This window comes from Erythrobacter sp. THAF29, from assembly GCF_009363635.1.
In the GTDB taxonomy this organism is placed as follows: Bacteria; Pseudomonadota; Alphaproteobacteria; order Sphingomonadales; family Sphingomonadaceae; genus Erythrobacter.
Genome location: NZ_CP045392.1, coordinates 1,802,465 through 1,820,668 on the forward strand (window position 1 = coordinate 1,802,465; position 18,204 = coordinate 1,820,668).

Genomic DNA, 18,204 nt, shown 5'->3' on the forward strand with positions numbered 1-18,204 from the left:
CCCTGTTTGCGCGGCGGCAAAAAAGCTGCTGGCGCGTTGGTAAATCCTTTAGCATTCTTCCTTATCACGGGGGTTCTGAGACCAGGGACCAAGGCACCGTGATTGAAATCGAAGTCCAAAACGAGACTCATCAGAACCAGGCTCGCATCCGGTTTGCGGCCGTTCCGCGTATCGGCGAAGGGATCCGCCTGCGCGAGCCGGACGGGATGTGGGCGAGCTATGACGTGATCGATGTCTGGTACCAGAAAGTCGAATATGGCGACATCTGGATGCCCTATCTCCACGTACGCATGACGCCGGGCGAAGCCGCAGGCAGCGATGGGGGCGAAAGCACGTTCGACACCGGCTTTGGCACCCAAGAGGGGGAGCTTGAGCCATTCAAAATCTAATCAAACGCAACACAGGCCCGAACCGCAATTCGCAGGGCAAGACGCTCGCCGAACGGCTTACACAGGCGCGCGCCGATTCTCAGCCCGTCGAAGCACCAGAAGGGTTCGAGGAAGCGATCCGCGACGCGCATGAAAGCGGCGAGCAGTCGAAAATCGACGCGGTCGTCGAGCAGGCGAAGGCTATCCGCGACCGGTTCGATGGAACTGAAGGCGGGCAAGAAACCGCCAAAGTCTGCCTGATTGTCGATGACAGCCGCGTTATTCGCAAAGTTTCTTCCAAAATCGCCAAGAGCATGGGCTATGTGCCCGTCGAAGCCGAAAATGGCGAAGAGGCACTTGCGCGGTGCAAGCACAATATGCCGGCCATCGTGCTGACCGACTGGAACATGCCCGAGATGGACGGGATCGAATTCGTCAAACAGCTGCGCGCCATCCCGACGCCGAAAGAACCGATCGTGATCTTCTGCACCTCGAACGGCGAAGCCAAGGACATCCACGAAGGCATCGGCGCAGGCGCGGACGACTACATCGTGAAGCCGTTCGACGAGGCGGCACTGCGGGCGAAATTGGAGAAGTTGGGGCAGGGGTGAGAACTCTATCCGCCCGTCATTGCGAGGAGCCGCAGGCGACGCGGCAAACCATGGCCTTTCACTCCTTATCGCAGCTATCGGTCGGTGGATCGCTGCGTTTGCGATGACGATGGTGCCGGATCGAGCTCCAGCTAAAGTTCGAGCCCCCGGCGCGTGCGACGGATGCTCGATATCTTGCAATCTTCATCAACTGAGATGGTGTAGGTGAATGATGGATCCGAACCCTTGGCGAAGTAGTAAGTGCGGAAATCGTCGCAGGAACTCTTTGACCGGTCCGAGTTGCTTGGGCGGATGGCCAGATATCCACTTTTTCGGAGGTCATTCGTCGCTTGGTCGATGGGCGTACCAATAGTTGCCGACTGTAGGGACGAAAGGCTGCGATCAGCAATGAGATACCAGTAAGCGCTGCCGAGCAAAATGATCGTGGCGAGGGCAATTGTAGTGAACCTCTTCACCGCACCCATTCCAATCCCATTTCCTCGAACACTTCCTTGTCCTCGGACCAGTTCTCCAGCACCTTGACGTGCAGGAACAGGTGGACCTTCACGCCGAGCAGCTCGCTCAGTTCCTTGCGCGCAGCCTCGCCGATCGCCTTGATCCGCTGCCCGCCCTTGCCGAGCACGATCGGTCGCTGGCTCTCGCGCGCGACCACGATCTGCTGGTGGATTTCGATGCTGCCGTCGGGCCGTGTTTTGTATTGTTCGGGCCGCACGGCGGTGTCGTATGGCAGTTCGTCATGCAGCTGCCGGTAGAGCTGTTCGCGGGTGATTTCGGCGGCGAGCAGGCGTTCCGATGCGTCGGAAACCTGGTCTTCGGGATACATCCACGGACCCGGCGGCATTATCTTTGCGAGCGCTTCCTTCATCTCCAGCACACCGTCCCCGGTTAGCGCCGAGACGAAGAACACCTCTTCGAAATCGATCCGCCCCGACAATTCCTCGGCCAGCTCGAGCAGCGGCTCCTTCTTTGCCTTGTCGACCTTGTTGAGCACGAGGATTTTCTTTTCGGGACGTTTCTCCAGAGCCTCCAGCAGCGGCTCGAGCTCGTGCCGGCGCTGCTTGATCGGATCGACGATAAGCAGGATCGCATCGGCGCTCTCTGCACCTTCCCACGCAGCGTTCACCATGGCGCGGTCGAGCCGCCGTTTGGGCTCGAAGATACCGGGAGTATCCACCAGGATCATTTGCACCGGCCCGAACAGCGCGATCCCCAACATCCGGGCACGCGTCGTCTGCGCCTTGGCGGAAGTGATCGCGACCTTCTGGCCGACGAGTTGGTTCACCAACGTCGATTTGCCCGCATTGGGTGCGCCGATCACCGCGACGACACCGCAATGGGTCGAAGCTTCAGGGGTAGGGGCTTCGTTCGAATTCAACCGTATTCCTCCAAGAATGCCTGCGCGGCGCGTTTTTCCGCTTCGCCTTTGCTGCTGGCAACGCCCTCTGCCTCTCCGACATTGTGGACGCTCACCCGAACCGTAAACCGCGCTGCGTGGTCCGGGCCGGTACGCTCGACGACTTCGTATTTAGGCATCGCCCGGCGATTGCCCGCAGCCCATTCCTGGAGCGCGCTTTTGGGATGTTTCGCCTTGCCGGAATCGCCGACGAGCTCAGCTTCCCAGAGCCGGTAGACGCAATCGCGCGTCTTGTCGTAACCGTTCTCGACGAAGCTGGCGCCGATGAGCGCTTCCATCACATCGCCGAGGATGTTGTCGCTATCGGCCCCTCCATCCTCTCGCGCCTGCTTGCCGAGGCGGATGTGTTCGGGAAGGCCGATCGAGCGCGCAATGCGCGCGCAGGTCGAGCCGCTCACCAGCGCGTTCAGGCGCTGCGAGAGGCGGCCTTCCGGCGCCTCGTGCGCATTGTAGAGCCAGCTTGCGACCGACAGGCCGAGCACACGGTCGCCCAGGAATTCGAGCCGCTGGTAGTCGGCCTCGGCCGTGTTGGCAGCGCCGCCGTTGAAGCTTCCGTGGGTGAGCGCTTCAAGCCACAGCTTGGGGTCGCTGACCGTGAAGCCTGTGCGCTCTAGCCATTCGCGGGTCTCTTCGGGAAGCGAACTCATATCGCACGACCTATCCTGCCCCAGCGCGCCGAGCTGAACCAGGTCCAGGGCTTGATCCATTCCGCGCTGCCGTCGGTCGACCAGATGATGATCGAGGCACGGCCCACCAGAAGATCCTGTGAAACGATCCCCACCGCATCGCCAGATGTCGCCTCGAAACGGCTATCGCGCGAATTGTCGCGGTTGTCGCCCATCACAAACATGTGGCCTTCGGGAATGACGACCGGCGCGATGTTGTCGCCCTGTGTCAGCCCCCAATCGAGCACTTCGTAACTGCGGCCACCGGGCAAGGTCTCGCGAAAACGGCGGTACCGGCACGCCTGCGTACCGTCCTCGCGAACAATTTCTTCTGCGCCCCACGCGCAAAATGTATTCTGCGAGACAGGCACAACGAAGGGTTCGATCTCTTCCTTGGTCACGAACTGGCCGTCGATCACGACCTGCCCGCCGATCACTGAAACCGTGTCGCCGGGAAGGCCGATCACGCGCTTGATATAGTCTGTCTTGTCGATCGGGTGTTTGAAGATGACGATTTCGCCACGCTCGGGCTGACCGGCAAAAATTCGCCCTTCGGGCAGGCCCGCGTCAAACGGGAGCGAGTAGCCCGAATAGCCATAGGGCCATTTCGCCGCGAGCAGGTAATCGCCGTTCATCAGCCGCGGCAGCATGCTTTCTGACGGAATGGAGAAGGGCGAGAAGACGAGAATCCTGAACAGCAGCACAGCCACGACCAGCTTCACGACGAACCACAGGAAGCTCCACGGGCTATCGGCACTCTTCTCTCCGGCCGAATTCGTATCCAGATCGCCCGAAGTCGCAGTTTGGGTATTAACATCCATCGCCAGCCCCCTTACTCGCAGCGGCAACACGCGCAAAGGGGTTTGCTTAAATGACTTCATCCGACACATCCGCCGTATGGGAGCGCCTTCAGGCAATTGAGACCAGGACGCTAGGCGATCTGTTTGCCGCGGATGCGGATCGTGTCGAGAAACTCAGCCAGCGCATCGAGTTCGAGGTGCCGGGTGACGGAACCAACGGGATGCTGCTCGACTGGTCGAAAACCCATCTCGACGACGGGTTGCTCGATGGTTTCGAAGCATTGGCAGACGCAGCCGGATTTGCCGAGGCGCGCGAGGCGCTGTTCGCAGGCGGGATCGTCAACCCGACCGAGGGGCGCCCTGCAACGCACGGGGCGATGCGCGGCAGCGGGACCGAGGCGGATGTGGAAGAGGCCGAGGCTCTGCTCGCACGCATGGGAATGCTGGTCGAAGCGATCCATCAAGGCGCTCTGGGCGAGGTCAAGCATCTCATCCATATCGGCATTGGCGGTTCGGCCCTGGGACCGGATCTCGCAGTGGATGCGCTAACTCGCGACCTCAAGCTGGTCGATGTCCATGTGGTGTCCAACATCGACGGGCTGGCGCTTGAGCAGGCATTCGCGGCCTGCGATCCGGCGGCGACACTGATTGCGGTCGCATCAAAAACGTTCACCACGACCGAGACGATGACCAACGCCGCAAGCGCGCTCAAATGGCTTGAGGAGAACGGCGTTTCCGATCCGAGTGGCCGTGTGGTGGCGCTTACCGCCAACCCTGAACGCGCGGTCGAATGGGGTGTCGACGAAACCCGTATCCTGCCATTCCCCGAAAGCGTGGGTGGGCGGTACTCGCTGTGGTCGAGCATCGGATTTCCGGTCGCGCTTGCCGTGGGAATGGACGATTTTCGCGCGATGCTCGCCGGAGCGCAAGCGATCGACACGCATTTCAGGCAGACAGAAGGTCGGACGAACGGTCCGTTGCTCGCGGCCTTTGCCGACCAGTATTATTCGAGACTGCGCGGCTGCCAGACCCGCGCGGTATTCGCCTATGACGAGCGGCTCGCGCTGCTGCCCGATTATCTCCAGCAGCTCGAAATGGAATCGAATGGCAAGAGCGTTACGGCCGATGGCAAACCCGTGGACGGCCCGACCGCGCCGATAACCTGGGGCGGGGTGGGGACCGATGCGCAGCATGCCGTTTTCCAGCTGCTCCATCAGGGCACGCACCTCGTACCGGTCGATTTCATCGCCAGCATTGCGCCGGGCGACGATCTCGATCCGGCGCATCACAAGGCGCTGTTGATGAATTGTTTCGCGCAAGGGGCCGCGCTTATGTCGGGTCGGAAATCCCATGATCCTGCCCGCAATTATCCCGGTGACCGGCCGTCCGCGATGATCCTTGTCGACGATCTCGATGCAGCGATGCTCGGGGCGCTGATCGCGTTCCATGAGCATCGGACCTTTGCCAACGCGGTTCTTATGGGGATCAATCCCTTCGATCAGTTCGGCGTCGAACTCGGCAAGGAAATCGCAAAGCAACTTGGTTCAGGCGAAGGTCAGTTTGACCCGTCTACAAACGCACTCATGGAAGCGGCGGGGCTGCGCTGAGCGCGGCGATTCTCTGTCCAACCTCCTGAACGATATTCCAATTCTCTGGAGTATTATTCGACACAAATGTAATTTTATTGTGTGTCAGAAGGCTTGTTCAGCGCTATGATGCGTTGCAGCATTTTGGCCCGGGATAAAATTGCACTTGGGCGCGTTTTGCGTCATGTCACGTCGACTTCAAACAAATCGTTAACCCATCACGAGGACGTCCTATGGTTCGCATTGCTTCGCTCACCGCCGCTGCTGCTGCATTGATTTTCGCCCCGGCGGCGATTGCGAACGATGCTGCCGAGATTGCTCCGGCAAGCGAAGCGACCCCTGTGAAGCTCGTGGAGTTCGACGGTGGATGGGAAGTGCTGAAAACGTCCTCGCGCCTGCGCGTCTGGCGTTCTCATCTTGCCTACAAGCTTTCGGTCGATGCTGAGGGCAAGCCGACCGATTGCGAGCTGACAGAGGGATTCCGCCGGGCGTACGTTAACAAGAAGCTGTGCAGCGTCCTGATGAAATCGCACACGTTCGAGCCTGCGCGGGACGCATCGGATGCACCGGTGGCAGGCAGCTATACCAACAGTCTTTCCTATGTGGACTTGCGCGAACAGAATTAAGTTCTCGACACTATCACACGTGTGATTTCCAAGCCTGGCGTTTGAAGTTCGCCTCCATCATTCCGCTGGTGGCTGCCGTACCATTGCGTGTGGGTCGAAAATCTGCATGGTTGGCACGCCACGCAACGATATCGGCAGGAAATCAATGATAAATTTGGGTTACGCTGTGCTCGCGGTTGCTGCCGCAAGCTTGACTGTTCAAGCAACCGCCAGATCCGAAGGGTCATCCGAAGTTCCGCGCGATCCGGTTCTTGTCGAGTTTAAGGGTGGAGAGGCGCTTGCTGTCGCGGTTTACCGTCAGAGAATGCTGAGCAGGATGATCAACTACACGCTCACCGTCGATGCCGATGGCAAGCCGACAGAGTGCGCGCTTACTCCCAAACTCCGTCGCAAGGCGACAAGGGTTGCGATCTGCCGCCCGTTGCTGAAGTACATGAAATTTGAACCGGCTCGCGATGCTCAGGGGAACCCGACAATCGGCCAGTATTCAAGTGCGATCAACATGCGTACCGGGATCGCTCCAGAAAGCTGAGGGCATGGGTCATTGGCTACGCGCGATTAATTACGTCTGTCTGAGCCAGTCCGAAGCGCATTTGAAGCCCATTTGAAGTCTGTCTCCTCAGCATGCAAACACGCACAGGCTCTTGTGTGATCAACGCCTTGAGAATTGTTTCTTTGACAATCGGCTTCGGCTACCCCATTTGGCGAGGCGAATGAGACCGGCCTGCCAGCGTGAAGCGGCGGCTCTGAATCACCCGCCCCGGCTCCGGTCTCACCCGACTTCCTAAAGACTTCCCTTTTCACGCGGGCGGTTTCAAACCCCGCGACCCGCGCGCCAAAACGTGCGCGCGCTTCGCATGTACGCGAGTATTCATGACACATTTCTCCGATCTCGGGCTTTCGCAGCCCGTACTGCAGGCGCTCGAGCTGAAAGGTTACGACACGCCTACCCCCATCCAGGAACAGGCGATCCCGCCGGTGCTCGAAGGCCGCGACCTTCTCGGTATCGCGCAGACTGGCACCGGCAAGACAGCAGCCTTCATGCTGCCCGGTATCGACCGGCTGCGCGAGAGCGACAATCGCATCCCGTTCAAATCATGCCGCATGCTGGTTCTTGCCCCGACGCGCGAACTGGCGACCCAGATCGCTGCGAGCGCCAAGGACTACGGCGCGCTGGCAGGCCTCAAGGTGCAGGTGATTGTTGGCGGTACCTCGGTCAACAAGGACCGGAACAAGCTGCACCGCGGCACCGATATCCTGATCGCGACGCCGGGCCGTTTGCTCGACCTGATCGACCAGAAGGCTTTCAATCTAGCAGGCGTCGAAGTGCTTGTGCTCGATGAGGCCGACCAAATGCTCGACCTCGGATTTATCCATGCTCTCAGGCGCATCAACCAGCTCGTCCCCAAGGAGCGCCAGACGCTGTTTTTCAGCGCGACCATGCCCAAGCAGATCAAGGAACTGGTGAGCGGCTATTGCACCGATCCGGTGCAGGTCAGCGTGACGCCTGCCGCGACCACAGCGGAGAGGATCGATCAGTACCTTTTCATGGTCCAGCAGGATGAGAAGCAGGCGCTGCTCGAATTGATCCTTTCAGGCCGTCACCCGGTTCCGGGTGAATTCGAGCGTGTGCTCATCTTCACGCGGACGAAGCATGGTGCCGATCGCGTCGTGAAGAAGCTGGCCCAGAAGGGTATCGAGGCGAACGCGATCCACGGCAACAAATCGCAGCCGCAGCGCCAGCGCGCGCTAGACCAGTTTCGCCGTGGCAAGGTCAACGTCCTGATCGCCACCGACGTCGCCGCGCGCGGGATCGACATTCCGGGCGTTAGTCACGTGCTGAACTACGAGTTGCCGAATGTTCCTGAACAATATGTCCACCGCATCGGCCGGACCGCGCGTGCGGGCCGCGATGGCATCGCGATCGCATTTTGTGCCGAGGATGAGCGCGCCTACTTGAAAGATATCCAGCGCACCACCGACGCCGAGCTCGAACGGCTCGACTTGCCTGAGAATTTCCGGGCTGTGGTCGAAGGCGTGGGCCCGACCAAGCCGGCGCCGCGCGGTGCCACACGGGTTTCGAAAAAGAAGATCAGGCCAAAACTGCTGGGCGGTAAGAAGCCAGCACGAAAGCCCGCCAGCGAAACGCAGGGCGATCAACAGGCACGCAAATCGGCGGGAAAGCCCAAGCACAAGCACCAGGCGCGTAAAGGCCGGCCGAACCGGCCCGGTGACGGGCGACCCGGCGGCAATCGCCGCGCAGGCGGCGGGAATCGCTCGCGTCGCCGCTCCTTGCACGCCTGACCGTCTTCAAGCCGGCTTTCCGATAAGCCTCGCACCGTACGCGGATTGACGCGGTGGCCGGGGTAACCTCTCAGCGCAAACTTGCGAATGCGCTGTGCAGGCCATATCGCGCGCCCAAGACCGACGGAGGATCCCGATGAGCGAGACAGAATACGACTACGACCTTTTCACCATCGGGATCGGATCGGGCGGCACGCGCGCAAGCCGGGTTGCCGCAGCGCATGGCGCTCGCGTTGCAGCGGCGGAGGAGCATCGGGTCGGCGGCACATGCGTGATCCGCGGCTGCGTGCCCAAGAAGATGCTCGTTTATGGCGCCCAGTTCGCGGAAGACCTCGAGGACTGCCAGGCGTTCGGCTGGACCATTGAAGGCAAGAAATTCGATTGGAAGACCTTGCGAGACAACGTTTTCAGAGACGTATCTCGGATCGAGGGTGTCTACACAGAAACGCTGGAGAAGCATGACGTCACGCTGTTTCACGAGCGCGCCGAGATCACCGGCGACCATGAAATCACGCTGGCGAGCGGCAAGGTCGTCACCGCGAAATACATCCTGATCGCGACCGGCGCGACGCCGCATGTGCCCGATTTCGAAGGGAGCGAGCACGTCATCACTTCGAACGAGGCGTTCCATCTCGATGAGGTGCCGGGCTGCATCCTCATCACCGGCGGGGGCTACATTGCGAACGAATTCGCGGGCATCTTCAACGAATTCGGTTCGAAGGTCGTTATCGCCAACCGCTCGGACGTGATCCTGCGCGGCTACGATTTTTCTCTGCGCGACCGTCTGATGCAGATTTCGATGACCAAGGGAATCGAATTCCTGTTTCACGCCGAAATCGAAAAGGTGACAAAGAAGGAAGACGGCACGTACTCGGTAAAGATGACCGGCCTTGAGGAACGCAGTTTCGACAAGGTCATGGTCGCCACGGGACGTAAGCCCAATACCGAAGGGCTGGGCCTCGAGAATGTCGGTGTCAAAATGGGCGACAAGGGCGAAATCAAGGTCGACGAATTCTCGAAGTCGAGCGTCGACTACATCTATGCGGTTGGCGACGTGACCGACCGGGTGCAGCTTACGCCCGTTGCAATCCGCGAAGGTCAGGCTTTCGCAGACAGCATTTTCGGTGACGTCGAACCCTACAGCGTCGATCACACCTGCGTGCCGAGCGCCGTGTTCAGCCACCCGCCGATCGCTTCGGTTGGGCTTAACGAGCGCGAAGCGAAGGAACAGTATGGTCAGGTAAAGACCTACACCTCGGATTTCCGCCCGATGAAAAACGTGGTCGCCGGCCGTAACGAGCGCAGCCTGATCAAGATGATCTGCGACGGAGCGAACGGACAAATCCTCGGCATTCATATGATCGGGCCCTACGCGCCCGAAATCATGCAGGCCGCGGCTGTTGCAGTGAAGGCCAAGATGAACAAGGCCGACTTCGACGCAACCGTTGCAATTCACCCGACCGTGGCCGAAGAGCTTGTGCTGATGCGCTAGAGCGTTAGTCTCGCCCCTTGCGCTAGTGGGGAGGCGACAATGGCAGAGACAATCCTTGTTACGGGCGGGACGGGCTATATCGGCGGCGAGCTGGTCGACCAGTTGCTCGCCATGGGAAAGACGGTGCACACGACCGTCCGCGACAAGGCCAGGAGCGAACCGCGTCTGCGCGTCCGCTGGCCCGATGCCGGTGAGCGCCTCAAGGTTTTCCAGGCCGATCTGATGGACGATGCCGGTTGGGCAGAGGCGGTTGCAGGGTGCGATGCGGTCGCCCACGTCGCCTCACCGTTTCCGCTCGCCGTGCCAAAGCATAAGGACGATCTGGTTGTTCCCGCTCGCGAGGGCACATTGCGCGCCCTGAGATTCGCAAAGAATGCGGGAATCGGGCGCTTCGTACAGACCAGTTCTGCCGCCGCGATTGCCTACGGCCATCCGGAAAAGGATCACTTCGATCACACCGACTGGACCAATCTCGATGCGGACGTGCCTCCCTACATCGAGTCCAAGACCGTCGCGGAGCGTGCGGCGCGCGACTGGGTCGCCGAGAATGCGCCTGATATGGTGTTCTGTTCGGTCAATCCGGTCGCCGTGTTCGGCCCGGTCGAGAATGACGACCTCTCGACCTCGATCGAAATGGTCAAACAGATGTGCGACGGCTCGATACCGGCGATGCCGAACATGGGCATTTCGGTGACCGACATTCGCGACGTGGTGAAAACGCATGTGATGGCACTCGAAGCGCCGGACGATGTGGTCAGAGGCGAGCGCTTCCCGACCGCCACACGGTTCATGTGGATGAGCGAAATGGCAGATGCGCTGCGCAAGCGCGCGCCCGAACTGGCTGGCAAGGTCGCGACCCGGAAAATGCCCGATTGGGTGGTGAAACTGCTTGCACCCTTCGTACCGGCGATGAAACAGGTGAAGTCCGAACTCGGAAATGTCCGCGATGTATCGGGCAAGCATACCGAGGAGGTGCTCGGCTTCAAATTTATCGAGCCCGAACAGACGCTCGAGGATACGCTCAGAAGCCTTGTCGACAAAGGGATCGTCAAAGTCTGATGGATCTTGCAGGTAAAACGATCCTGCTCACGGGCGGGACCAATGGAATCGGTCGGGAGATGGCGCGCCAGCTCAAGGCCAAGGGGGCGAGCGTCGTCATCACCGGTCGCAATGCCGAACGACTGACGGCGATGCGGGGTGAAGGCTTCGAGGCGATTTCTGCCGATCTTTCCAACGCAGCGGGAGTCGACACGCTGATCGCCGAATGGGGAGAGCGCGAAATCGACGTCCTGATTAACAATGCAGGACAGCTGGTCGATCACGACTTTCGCAAGGGTACGCCGGATGCCGATGCTGCCGACGACTGTGTATACGCGAACCTTTCAGCTCCGATCCGCCTTACCACCGCATTTGTCGAACGGCTCAAGCGGCGGCCCGAAACAGCGATCGTGAATGTGACGAGCGGCCTCGCCATCGCTCCGGCGGCGCGCCAGCCGGTCTATTGCGCGACAAAGGCCGGCCTGCGGTTCTACACCCTCGCTCTGCGCGAGCAGCTCAAGGATACGAACATTCGGGTCATCGAGGCGCTCCCGCCAGTCGTCGACACCCAGATGAATGACGGCAATCCGATGAAGAAGATGCCGGTCGAGGACTGCGCCGCAGCAATACTCGATGCGATCGAGAAGGATCGCAAGGAGGCCAACATCGGCATGACAAAGGTGCTGAGGGTTGCAGAGGGGATTTCGCCCGCCTTCGCGCGTTCCGTTACCATCCGATTCTAGCCGCAACCGTGGTTTTGACACGTTGACGCTGCGGCGCCGCTGAGGCAACGCACCTGCAAACAGATAAACCAGCAGGGGCCTGACGCATGTCCGCCAATATCGCCGAAATGGAACGCCGCCGCGCCGCCGCCGAAATGGGTGGCGGACAAAAGCGCATCGATGCGCAGCACGCCAAAGGCAAGTTGACAGCGCGCGAGCGGCTCGATGTGTTGCTGGACGAAGGTAGTTTCGAGGAACTCGACCGCTTCGTAGAGCACGACTGCGTCGATTTCGGCATGGCCGACCAAAGGATACCTGGTGATGGCGTCGTTACCGGATCGGGCACGATCAACGGGCGACTAGTCTACGTCTTCAGCCAGGACTTCACCGTTTTCGGCGGCTCGCTGTCGAAACGCCATGCGGAAAAGATATGCAAAGTGATGGACACTGCGATGAAGGTCGGCGCTCCGGTGATCGGCCTCAATGACAGCGGCGGCGCACGCATTCAGGAAGGCGTGGCCTCGCTCGGCGGATATGCCGAGGTCTTCCAGCGCAACGTGCTCGCGAGCGGCGTCGTGCCGCAGATCAGCCTCATCATGGGGCCATGCGCGGGCGGGGCGGTGTATTCGCCGGCGATGACCGATTTCATCTTCATGGTGAAGGATTCGTCCTACATGTTCGTAACCGGGCCGGACGTGGTGAAAACCGTAACCAACGAAGTCGTGACGCAGGAGGAACTGGGCGGCGCGATTACGCATACCACCAAGACGAGCGTTGCCGATGTTGCGTTCGAGAACGACGTCGAGACGCTGCTGGCGACACGCGAATTCTTCAACTACCTGCCGCTCTCCAACCGCGAGGATGTGCCCGAACTTCCTACCGGCGATGCGTGGGACCGCGAAGAACGTTCGCTCGACACGCTCATCCCCGACAATGCAAACCAGCCGTATGACATGCACGAGGTCATTCGGAAGACAGTGGATGAAGGCTCTTTTTTCGAGATTCAGCCCGCCCATGCGGCAAACATCATCTGCGGGTTCGGCCGAGTCGAAGGGCGCACGGTGGGCGTGGTCGCAAACCAGCCGATGGTGCTTGCGGGCGTGCTCGATATCAGCTCGTCGAAAAAAGCCGCGCGCTTCGTGCGGTTCTGCGACGCGTTCGAAATCCCGATCGTCACCTTCGTCGACGTGCCCGGCTTCCTTCCCGGAACGAGCCAGGAACTGGGCGGCATCATCAAACACGGCGCGAAGCTGCTGTTCGCCTATGCCGAGGCGACCGTGCCCAAGATCACGATCATCACCCGCAAAGCCTATGGCGGCGCCTATGACGTGATGGCGTCAAAGCACCTTCGCGGGGACTTGAACTACGCCTGGCCCACCGCCGAGATCGCGGTGATGGGCGCGAAGGGCGCGGTGGAGATCATCTTCCGCTCCGAGAAAGACGATCCGGAGAAAATCGTTGAGCGGACCAAGGAATACGAAGACCGCTTCGCAAACCCATTCGTGGCCGCGCAGCGTGGCTATATCGACGAGGTGATCTACCCGCACTCGACCCGCAAGCGCGTGGCTCTGGGGTTACGCAAGCTGCGGACGAAGCAGCTCGAGAACCCTTGGAAGAAACACGATAACATTCCTTTGTGAGTTTCGAATGGTCATCGATCTTTGCGGTATTTGCGGCTGTATCGCTGCTGGCGTTGACAGCTTTTGCAAGCCTTTCTGTCGCTCAAAAAAAGGGCGGCAGAGAAGCGGGTGGTGCTGACTACAGGCTGTTCGCCTGGCTTGCATTTGCATGCTTCCTGTTTTTTGTCTTCATGGCTTTTGCAACATTTGAAATCCGGGTGATCCGATGAAACTAGGCCGTCTTAACCATATCGGCGTCGCCACGCCCTCGATCGAAGACTCGATTGCTCACTATCGCGATGTGATGGGCGCGACCAACATCCACACACCCTTCGATCTCGAAGCGCAGGGGGTGAAAGTTTGCTTTGTAGATACACCCGGCGAAAATGGGACCAACGGCACGCAGATTGAGCTTATCGAGCCGCTGGGTCCAGACAGCCCGCTGGCCAATTTCCTCGACAAGAACCCCTTGGGCGGACAGCATCATGTCTGTTTCGAAGTCCCCGATATCGAGGATGCGCGCAAGGAATTCGATGAGATGGGCAAGCGCATCCTCGGCCCCACGCGGATCGGTGCCCACGGCACGCCGATCTTCTTCGTCCACCCCAAGGACATGCAAGGCATGCTGACCGAGATCATGGAAACGCCGAAAGACGACGCGCACTGGTCAAACTGACGCTGAAGTTGCCCTTTTTCGCAGGTTGCCAGCCGCGCATATCCGCTTCAAAGACGGTTGCGAAAAGAAACGCGCATCAATGCTTTTGGGAGAGCTCATGTCCTACGAAACCATCCGCGTCGACCGCGACGGTCCGCTGACCACGATCACCCTCAACCGGCCCGAGCGCCTCAACGCCATGCCCCCACAAATGGCGAATGAGATCGGGCAGGTGTTCTACGATCTCGGAGACAGCCGAGCGGTGCTCATCACGGGCGAGGGCAAGGGTTTCTGCTCGGGCGCGGATTTGTCGGCGCGCAGCTCTGACAATCCGCTCACGGGCAAGGGCGGTAGCCACGAAGCGCTCTCGAACCATTACAACCCGGCGATCAGTCAGCTCATCCGTGCCGACGTGCCCGTGATCTGCGCGGTTAATGGTCCGGCGGCAGGCGTCGGCTGCTCGCTCGCCCTGGCGGCCGATTTCACCATTGCCGGTCGCAGCGCCTATTTCCTGCAAGCCTTCGTCAATATCGGTCTTGTGCCCGACGGCGGCTCGACCTGGCTACTCGCCCGCGCAATCGGTCGCGCCCGCGCGACCCGCATGATGATGCTGGGTGAGAAAATCGCCGCCGAACAGGCCGAGGAATGGGGCCTCATCTACAAATGCGTCGATGACGAGCTGTTGATGGATGAGGCAAGGGCTCTCGCAGCCAAGCTGGCGAACGGCCCGACGGTCGCCTACGCCCAGATGAAGCGCAATCTTGCAATCGCGCTCGACGGTTCGCTTCAGCAGGTAATGCTGGCCGAAGCCGAGGGCCAGCAGCTTGCCGGAGCGACGGCGGATGCGAAGGAAGGCGGACGGGCTTTCCTCGAAAAGCGCAAGGCGGAATTCAGGGGCGCGTGAGACGCAGCCTCTTTCCGCTCATGCTATTGTGTGATTAGAGGCCCCCATGACCAACAAGCCAACCCCCGAAGACTGGAAAGCCCTCGCCGAAAAGGAATCCAGAGGGCGCGACCTCACGTGGTCGACGCCCGAGGGCTTCGACATCAAGCCGCTCTACACTGATGCGGACCACGAGTATTTCGATCCGGGGCTACCCGGTTTCCCGCCGTTTACGCGCGGGGTAAAGGCGAGCATGTATGCCGGCCGTCCGTGGACGATCCGGCAGTATGCGGGCTTTTCCACCGCCGAGGAATCGAACGCCTTTTACCGTCGCAACCTTGCGGCGGGCCAGAAGGGGCTTTCAGTCGCATTCGATCTTGCGACCCATCGCGGCTACGATTCCGATCACCCGCGCGTGGTCGGTGATGTCGGCAAGGCAGGCGTCGCGATCGATACCGTGCGCGACATGGAAATTCTCTTTGACCAGATCCCGCTCGACGAAATGTCCGTCTCGATGACGATGAACGGCGCGGTGATCCCGGTGATGGCGTTCTATATCGTCGCGGCCGAGCGGCAGGGCGTGAGCCAAGACAAGCTATCGGGCACGATCCAGAACGACATCCTCAAGGAGTTCATGGTCCGCAACACCTACATCTACCCGCCCGAACCATCGATGCGGATCGTTTCGGACATCATCGCATACACCTCGGCCAACATGCCGAAATTCAACAGTATTTCGATATCGGGCTATCACATGCACGAGGCCGGGGCGACCGCCGTTCAGGAGCTCGCCTTCACCATTGCCGACGGCAAGGAATATGTGAAACGGGCGATGGCCACCGGGCTCGATATCGATGCCTTTGCGGGCCGCCTTTCGTTCTTCTTCGGCATCGGCATGAACTTCTTCATGGAGATCGCCAAACTGCGCGCCGCGCGCACGCTCTGGTACCGCGTGATGGATGGCCTGGGCGCGCAAAAGGACCGCTCGAAGATGCTGCGCACCCACTGCCAGACAAGCGGCGTGAGCCTGCAGGAGCAGGATCCCTACAACAACGTGATCCGGACCACGATCGAGGCAATGTCCGCGGTGCTTGGCGGCACGCAGAGTTTGCACACCAATGCTCTCGACGAGGCGATTGCGCTGCCGACCGACTTTTCGGCCCGCATCGCGCGCAACACGCAGCTCGTGCTGCAAGAGGAAACCGGGATCACCAATGTCGTCGATCCGCTCGGCGGCTCGCATTACATCGAGGCGCTGACCGCAAGACTCGTCGAGGAAGCCGAAAGGCTCATCGCCGAAGTGGATGAGGCAGGCGGCATGACCGCCTATGTCGCAACCGGAGCGCCCAAGGCCGCGATCGAACGCGCCGCGGCGGAAAAGCAGGCCAAGGTCGATCGCGGTGAAACGGTGATCGTCGGCGTCAACAAGTATCGCAAGGACGAAGAAGACCCGATCGAGACGCTCGACATCGATAATGCCGCGGTGCGCAAGGCGCAGATCGCCCGCATAGAGCGCGTGCGCGCCGAGCGCGACGAGGCGGCCTGCCAGAAGGCGCTCGAGGCGCTTACCGAAGCGTGCCGTTCGGGCGGCAACACGCTCGAACTCGCGGTGGAGGCGGCGCGCGCCGATGCGACCCTCGGCGAGATATCGATGGCGATGGAAAAGGTTTTCGGCCGCCATGATACGACGCCAAAACCTGTGACGGGGGTGTACAAGACCGCTTACGAATTCGATCGGCGCTGGCAGCAGGTGACCGAGGGTGTCGAGGCGGTGGAGCGCAGGCGGGGCCGCAAGCCGCGCATCATGGTCGCGAAGATGGGCCAGGACGGCCACGATCGCGGCGCGAACGTGATCGCCAGCGCCTTTACCGACATGGGTTTCGAGGTGATTTCGGGGCCGCTGTTCCAGACGCCGGAAGAAACCCGCGACATGGCGCTGGAGCACGATGTCGACGTGATCGGCGCAAGCTCGCTTGCGGCGGGCCACAAGACGCTGATCCCCGAACTCATCCGGTTGCTCAAGGAAGCGGGCCGCGCCGACATCAAGGTGACGGCGGGCGGCGTGATCCCCCCGCAGGATTACGATTTCCTGCGCGAGGCAGGGGTGCAGGGCATTTACGGCCCGGGCTCAAACGTTGTGGAATGCGCGGCGGATATCCTGACGCTGCTCGGCCACAACATGCCGCCGCTGGGCGAAGGGCTCGAAGAGGCAGCGGAGTGAGCGGCGATTGCATGAATTGCGGTCATCCCATCGGCTATCATCATGGCGGGACCGAACCGGAGGTGTATTGCACCTGCAAAGGGTGCGATTGTCCGGGCTATCGCAATGAGAATATCGAAAGTCCGCAAACCGGACCAATAAAATCAGAAAGTTCTCAATGACCCAAATCCGCACCGACTGGACCCGCGAGGAAATCGCGGACCTGTTCGATCTCCCTTTTACCGAACTTCTCTTCCGCGCAGCCGAAATCCATCGCGAGTACCACCCGCCGGAGCAAATCCAGCTCTGCACCTTGCTTTCGATCAAGACCGGCGGGTGCCCCGAAGATTGCGGCTATTGCTCGCAAAGCGTCCAGGCCGATAGCGGGGTCGAGGCGACCAAGCTGATGGATGTACAGGCCGTGTTGCAGCGCGCCGCGCAGGCCAAGGATGCCGGCAGCCAGCGTTTCTGCATGGGAGCCGCGTGGCGCAATCCCAAGGACCGGGACATGCCCAAGATCGTCGAGATAGTGAAGGGCGTATCCGAAATGGGGCTCGAGACCTGCATGACGCTCGGCATGCTGACGCCCGAGCAGGCCGAGATGCTCGCCGAAGCGGGGCTCGACTATTACAACCACAACATCGACAGCTCGCCAGAATATTACGAGCGAGTGATTTCGACGCGCGATTTCCAGTGCCGTCTCGATACTCTTGAGAACGTCCGTAATTCCGGGATCAATGTTTGTTCGGGCGGGATTGTCGGCATGGGCGAGACGCGCGAAGACCGCGTGGGGTTTATCCGTACGCTCGCAACGCTCGAACAGCATCCCGAAAGCGTGCCGGTAAACGCTCTGGTGCCGGTGAAGGGTACCGTGTTGGGCGACATGCTCGCCGACACGCCGATGGCCAAGATCGACGATATCGAGTTTGTTCGCACTGTTGCTGTGGCGCGTATCACAATGCCAATGAGCATGGTGCGGCTGTCTGCGGGACGTGAAAACATGTCCGAGGCGACGCAGGCGCTGTGCTTTCTTGCTGGAGCGAATTCGATCTTCACCGGCGACAAGCTGCTGACCGCCCCCAATGCAGGCGATGACAGCGATGCGGCACTATTCTCGAAATTGGGTATGGTGCCCTTGAAAGAGAAAGAACCGCTTCGTGCCTCCAAAGCCAGCGAACTCGTCCAATAGTCGCCGTATCTTCCCTTCCGTCCAAACGGAGA

20 protein-coding genes are annotated in these 18,204 nt (G+C 60.4%); 15 read left to right on the forward strand and 5 right to left on the reverse strand.

Annotation, left to right across the window (positions count from 1 at the left end):
* Nucleotides 1-98: 98 nt before the first annotated feature.
* Complete coding sequence (locus FIU90_RS08695) at nucleotides 99-389, forward strand: hypothetical protein (protein WP_234029469.1); 291 nt, start codon at nucleotides 99-101, stop codon at nucleotides 387-389.
* Here the strand turns inward: FIU90_RS08695 and FIU90_RS08700 are convergent.
* A complete protein-coding gene (locus FIU90_RS08700; RefSeq protein ID WP_152434385.1) occupies nucleotides 386-607 on the reverse strand; it encodes a hypothetical protein in 222 nt (73 codons plus the stop codon). The genes FIU90_RS08695 and FIU90_RS08700 overlap by 4 nt on opposite strands.
* Nucleotides 608-628: 21 nt before the next feature.
* On the opposite strand from FIU90_RS08700, the gene FIU90_RS08705 reads away from it, so the two are divergent.
* On the forward strand, nucleotides 629-979 hold the full coding sequence (locus FIU90_RS08705) for a response regulator (protein WP_255478594.1): 351 nt from the start codon (nucleotides 629-631) through the stop codon (nucleotides 977-979).
* A 131-nt stretch (nucleotides 980-1,110) separates the two neighbouring features.
* Here the strand turns inward: FIU90_RS08705 and FIU90_RS08710 are convergent, their stop codons facing one another.
* Genes FIU90_RS08710 through lepB form a run of 4 tightly spaced genes read right to left on the reverse strand, consistent with a single transcriptional unit; the run spans nucleotide 1,111 to nucleotide 3,879 of the window.
* On the reverse strand, nucleotides 1,111-1,443 hold the full coding sequence (locus tag FIU90_RS08710) for a hypothetical protein (protein WP_152434387.1): 333 nt from the start codon (nucleotides 1,441-1,443) through the stop codon (nucleotides 1,111-1,113).
* On the reverse strand, nucleotides 1,431-2,354 hold the full coding sequence (era, locus tag FIU90_RS08715; RefSeq protein WP_152434388.1) for a GTPase Era: 924 nt from the start codon (nucleotides 2,352-2,354) through the stop codon (nucleotides 1,431-1,433). Before era ends, FIU90_RS08710 begins: the two co-directional genes overlap by 13 nt.
* Complete coding sequence (gene rnc / locus FIU90_RS08720) at nucleotides 2,351-3,040, reverse strand: ribonuclease III (RefSeq protein WP_152435776.1); 690 nt, start codon at nucleotides 3,038-3,040, stop codon at nucleotides 2,351-2,353. Before rnc ends, era begins: the two co-directional genes overlap by 4 nt.
* Nucleotides 3,037-3,879: a signal peptidase I gene (lepB, locus tag FIU90_RS08725; protein WP_152434389.1), complete on the reverse strand. Its 843-nt coding sequence runs from the start codon at nucleotides 3,877-3,879 to the stop codon at nucleotides 3,037-3,039. Before lepB ends, rnc begins: the two co-directional genes overlap by 4 nt.
* 50 nt (nucleotides 3,880-3,929) lie before the next feature.
* On the opposite strand from lepB, the gene pgi reads away from it, so the two are divergent.
* From pgi to bioB, 13 genes are all read left to right on the forward strand, one after another.
* The gene (pgi, locus tag FIU90_RS08730; protein WP_152434390.1) at nucleotides 3,930-5,465 is read left to right on the forward strand and encodes a glucose-6-phosphate isomerase; all 1,536 of its coding nucleotides are present in this window, start codon (nucleotides 3,930-3,932) and stop codon (nucleotides 5,463-5,465) included.
* Nucleotides 5,466-5,677: 212 nt separating this feature from the next.
* On the forward strand, nucleotides 5,678-6,070 hold the full coding sequence (locus FIU90_RS08735; RefSeq protein ID WP_152434391.1) for a hypothetical protein: 393 nt from the start codon (nucleotides 5,678-5,680) through the stop codon (nucleotides 6,068-6,070).
* 190 nt (nucleotides 6,071-6,260) lie between these two features.
* Nucleotides 6,261-6,602, forward strand: a complete 342-nt coding sequence (locus FIU90_RS08740) for a hypothetical protein (RefSeq protein ID WP_152434392.1) — start codon at nucleotides 6,261-6,263, stop codon at nucleotides 6,600-6,602.
* A 341-nt stretch (nucleotides 6,603-6,943) separates the two neighbouring features.
* Nucleotides 6,944-8,374 (forward strand): DEAD/DEAH box helicase, encoded by a 1,431-nt coding sequence (locus FIU90_RS08745; protein ID WP_152434393.1) that lies wholly within the window; start codon nucleotides 6,944-6,946, stop codon nucleotides 8,372-8,374.
* Nucleotides 8,375-8,510: 136 nt separating this feature from the next.
* Entirely contained in the window at nucleotides 8,511-9,866 is a 1,356-nt protein-coding gene (gene gorA / locus FIU90_RS08750) for a glutathione-disulfide reductase (protein WP_152434394.1), read from the forward strand.
* Nucleotides 9,867-9,905: 39 nt separating this feature from the next.
* Nucleotides 9,906-10,925 carry an NAD-dependent epimerase/dehydratase family protein gene (locus FIU90_RS08755; RefSeq protein ID WP_152434395.1) on the forward strand — a complete coding sequence of 340 codons (1,020 nt, stop codon included), beginning with the start codon at nucleotides 9,906-9,908 and terminating at the stop codon, nucleotides 10,923-10,925.
* Nucleotides 10,925-11,647: an SDR family oxidoreductase gene (locus FIU90_RS08760; RefSeq protein WP_152434396.1), complete on the forward strand. Its 723-nt coding sequence runs from the start codon at nucleotides 10,925-10,927 to the stop codon at nucleotides 11,645-11,647. Before FIU90_RS08755 ends, FIU90_RS08760 begins: the two co-directional genes overlap by 1 nt.
* Before the next feature lie 86 nt (nucleotides 11,648-11,733).
* Nucleotides 11,734-13,266: an acyl-CoA carboxylase subunit beta gene (locus tag FIU90_RS08765; RefSeq protein ID WP_152434397.1), complete on the forward strand. Its 1,533-nt coding sequence runs from the start codon at nucleotides 11,734-11,736 to the stop codon at nucleotides 13,264-13,266.
* Nucleotides 13,263-13,475, forward strand: a complete 213-nt coding sequence (locus FIU90_RS08770) for a hypothetical protein (RefSeq protein WP_152434398.1) — start codon at nucleotides 13,263-13,265, stop codon at nucleotides 13,473-13,475. The genes FIU90_RS08765 and FIU90_RS08770 overlap by 4 nt, the downstream gene beginning before the upstream one ends.
* Nucleotides 13,472-13,921, forward strand: coding sequence for a methylmalonyl-CoA epimerase (gene mce / locus FIU90_RS08775; RefSeq protein WP_152434399.1), 450 nt, complete (start codon nucleotides 13,472-13,474; stop codon nucleotides 13,919-13,921). The genes FIU90_RS08770 and mce overlap by 4 nt, the downstream gene beginning before the upstream one ends.
* 97 nt (nucleotides 13,922-14,018) lie before the next feature.
* Nucleotides 14,019-14,804, forward strand: a complete 786-nt coding sequence (locus FIU90_RS08780) for an enoyl-CoA hydratase-related protein (protein WP_152434400.1) — start codon at nucleotides 14,019-14,021, stop codon at nucleotides 14,802-14,804.
* A gap of 46 nt (nucleotides 14,805-14,850) precedes the next feature.
* Complete coding sequence (gene scpA / locus FIU90_RS08785) at nucleotides 14,851-17,004, forward strand: methylmalonyl-CoA mutase (RefSeq protein WP_152434401.1); 2,154 nt, start codon at nucleotides 14,851-14,853, stop codon at nucleotides 17,002-17,004.
* 157 nt (nucleotides 17,005-17,161) lie between these two features.
* Entirely contained in the window at nucleotides 17,162-18,172 is a 1,011-nt protein-coding gene (gene bioB / locus FIU90_RS08790; RefSeq protein WP_152434402.1) for a biotin synthase BioB, read from the forward strand.
* Nucleotides 18,173-18,204 lie beyond the last annotated feature (32 nt).

Bases quoted from the DNA above. Each gene is read 5' to 3' on its own strand.
- FIU90_RS08755 (WP_152434395.1), top strand. From the start codon at position 9,906: ATGGCAGAGACAATCCTTGTTACGGGCGGGACGGGCTATATCGGCGGC.
- gorA (WP_152434394.1), top strand. From the start codon at position 8,511: ATGAGCGAGACAGAATACGACTACGACCTTTTCACCATCGGGATCGGA.
- bioB (WP_152434402.1), top strand. From the start codon at position 17,162: ATGACCCAAATCCGCACCGACTGGACCCGCGAGGAAATCGCGGACCTG.
- lepB (WP_152434389.1), bottom strand. From the start codon at position 3,879: ATGGATGTTAATACCCAAACTGCGACTTCGGGCGATCTGGATACGAAT.
- scpA (WP_152434401.1), top strand. From the start codon at position 14,851: ATGACCAACAAGCCAACCCCCGAAGACTGGAAAGCCCTCGCCGAAAAG.
- FIU90_RS08760 (WP_152434396.1), top strand. From the start codon at position 10,925: ATGGATCTTGCAGGTAAAACGATCCTGCTCACGGGCGGGACCAATGGA.
- FIU90_RS08745 (WP_152434393.1), top strand. From the start codon at position 6,944: ATGACACATTTCTCCGATCTCGGGCTTTCGCAGCCCGTACTGCAGGCG.
- FIU90_RS08780 (WP_152434400.1), top strand. From the start codon at position 14,019: ATGTCCTACGAAACCATCCGCGTCGACCGCGACGGTCCGCTGACCACG.
- FIU90_RS08735 (WP_152434391.1), top strand. From the start codon at position 5,678: ATGGTTCGCATTGCTTCGCTCACCGCCGCTGCTGCTGCATTGATTTTC.
- pgi (WP_152434390.1), top strand. From the start codon at position 3,930: ATGACTTCATCCGACACATCCGCCGTATGGGAGCGCCTTCAGGCAATT.
- mce (WP_152434399.1), top strand. From the start codon at position 13,472: ATGAAACTAGGCCGTCTTAACCATATCGGCGTCGCCACGCCCTCGATC.
- FIU90_RS08765 (WP_152434397.1), top strand. From the start codon at position 11,734: ATGTCCGCCAATATCGCCGAAATGGAACGCCGCCGCGCCGCCGCCGAA.
- rnc (WP_152435776.1), bottom strand. From the start codon at position 3,040: ATGAGTTCGCTTCCCGAAGAGACCCGCGAATGGCTAGAGCGCACAGGC.
- FIU90_RS08710 (WP_152434387.1), bottom strand. From the start codon at position 1,443: ATGGGTGCGGTGAAGAGGTTCACTACAATTGCCCTCGCCACGATCATT.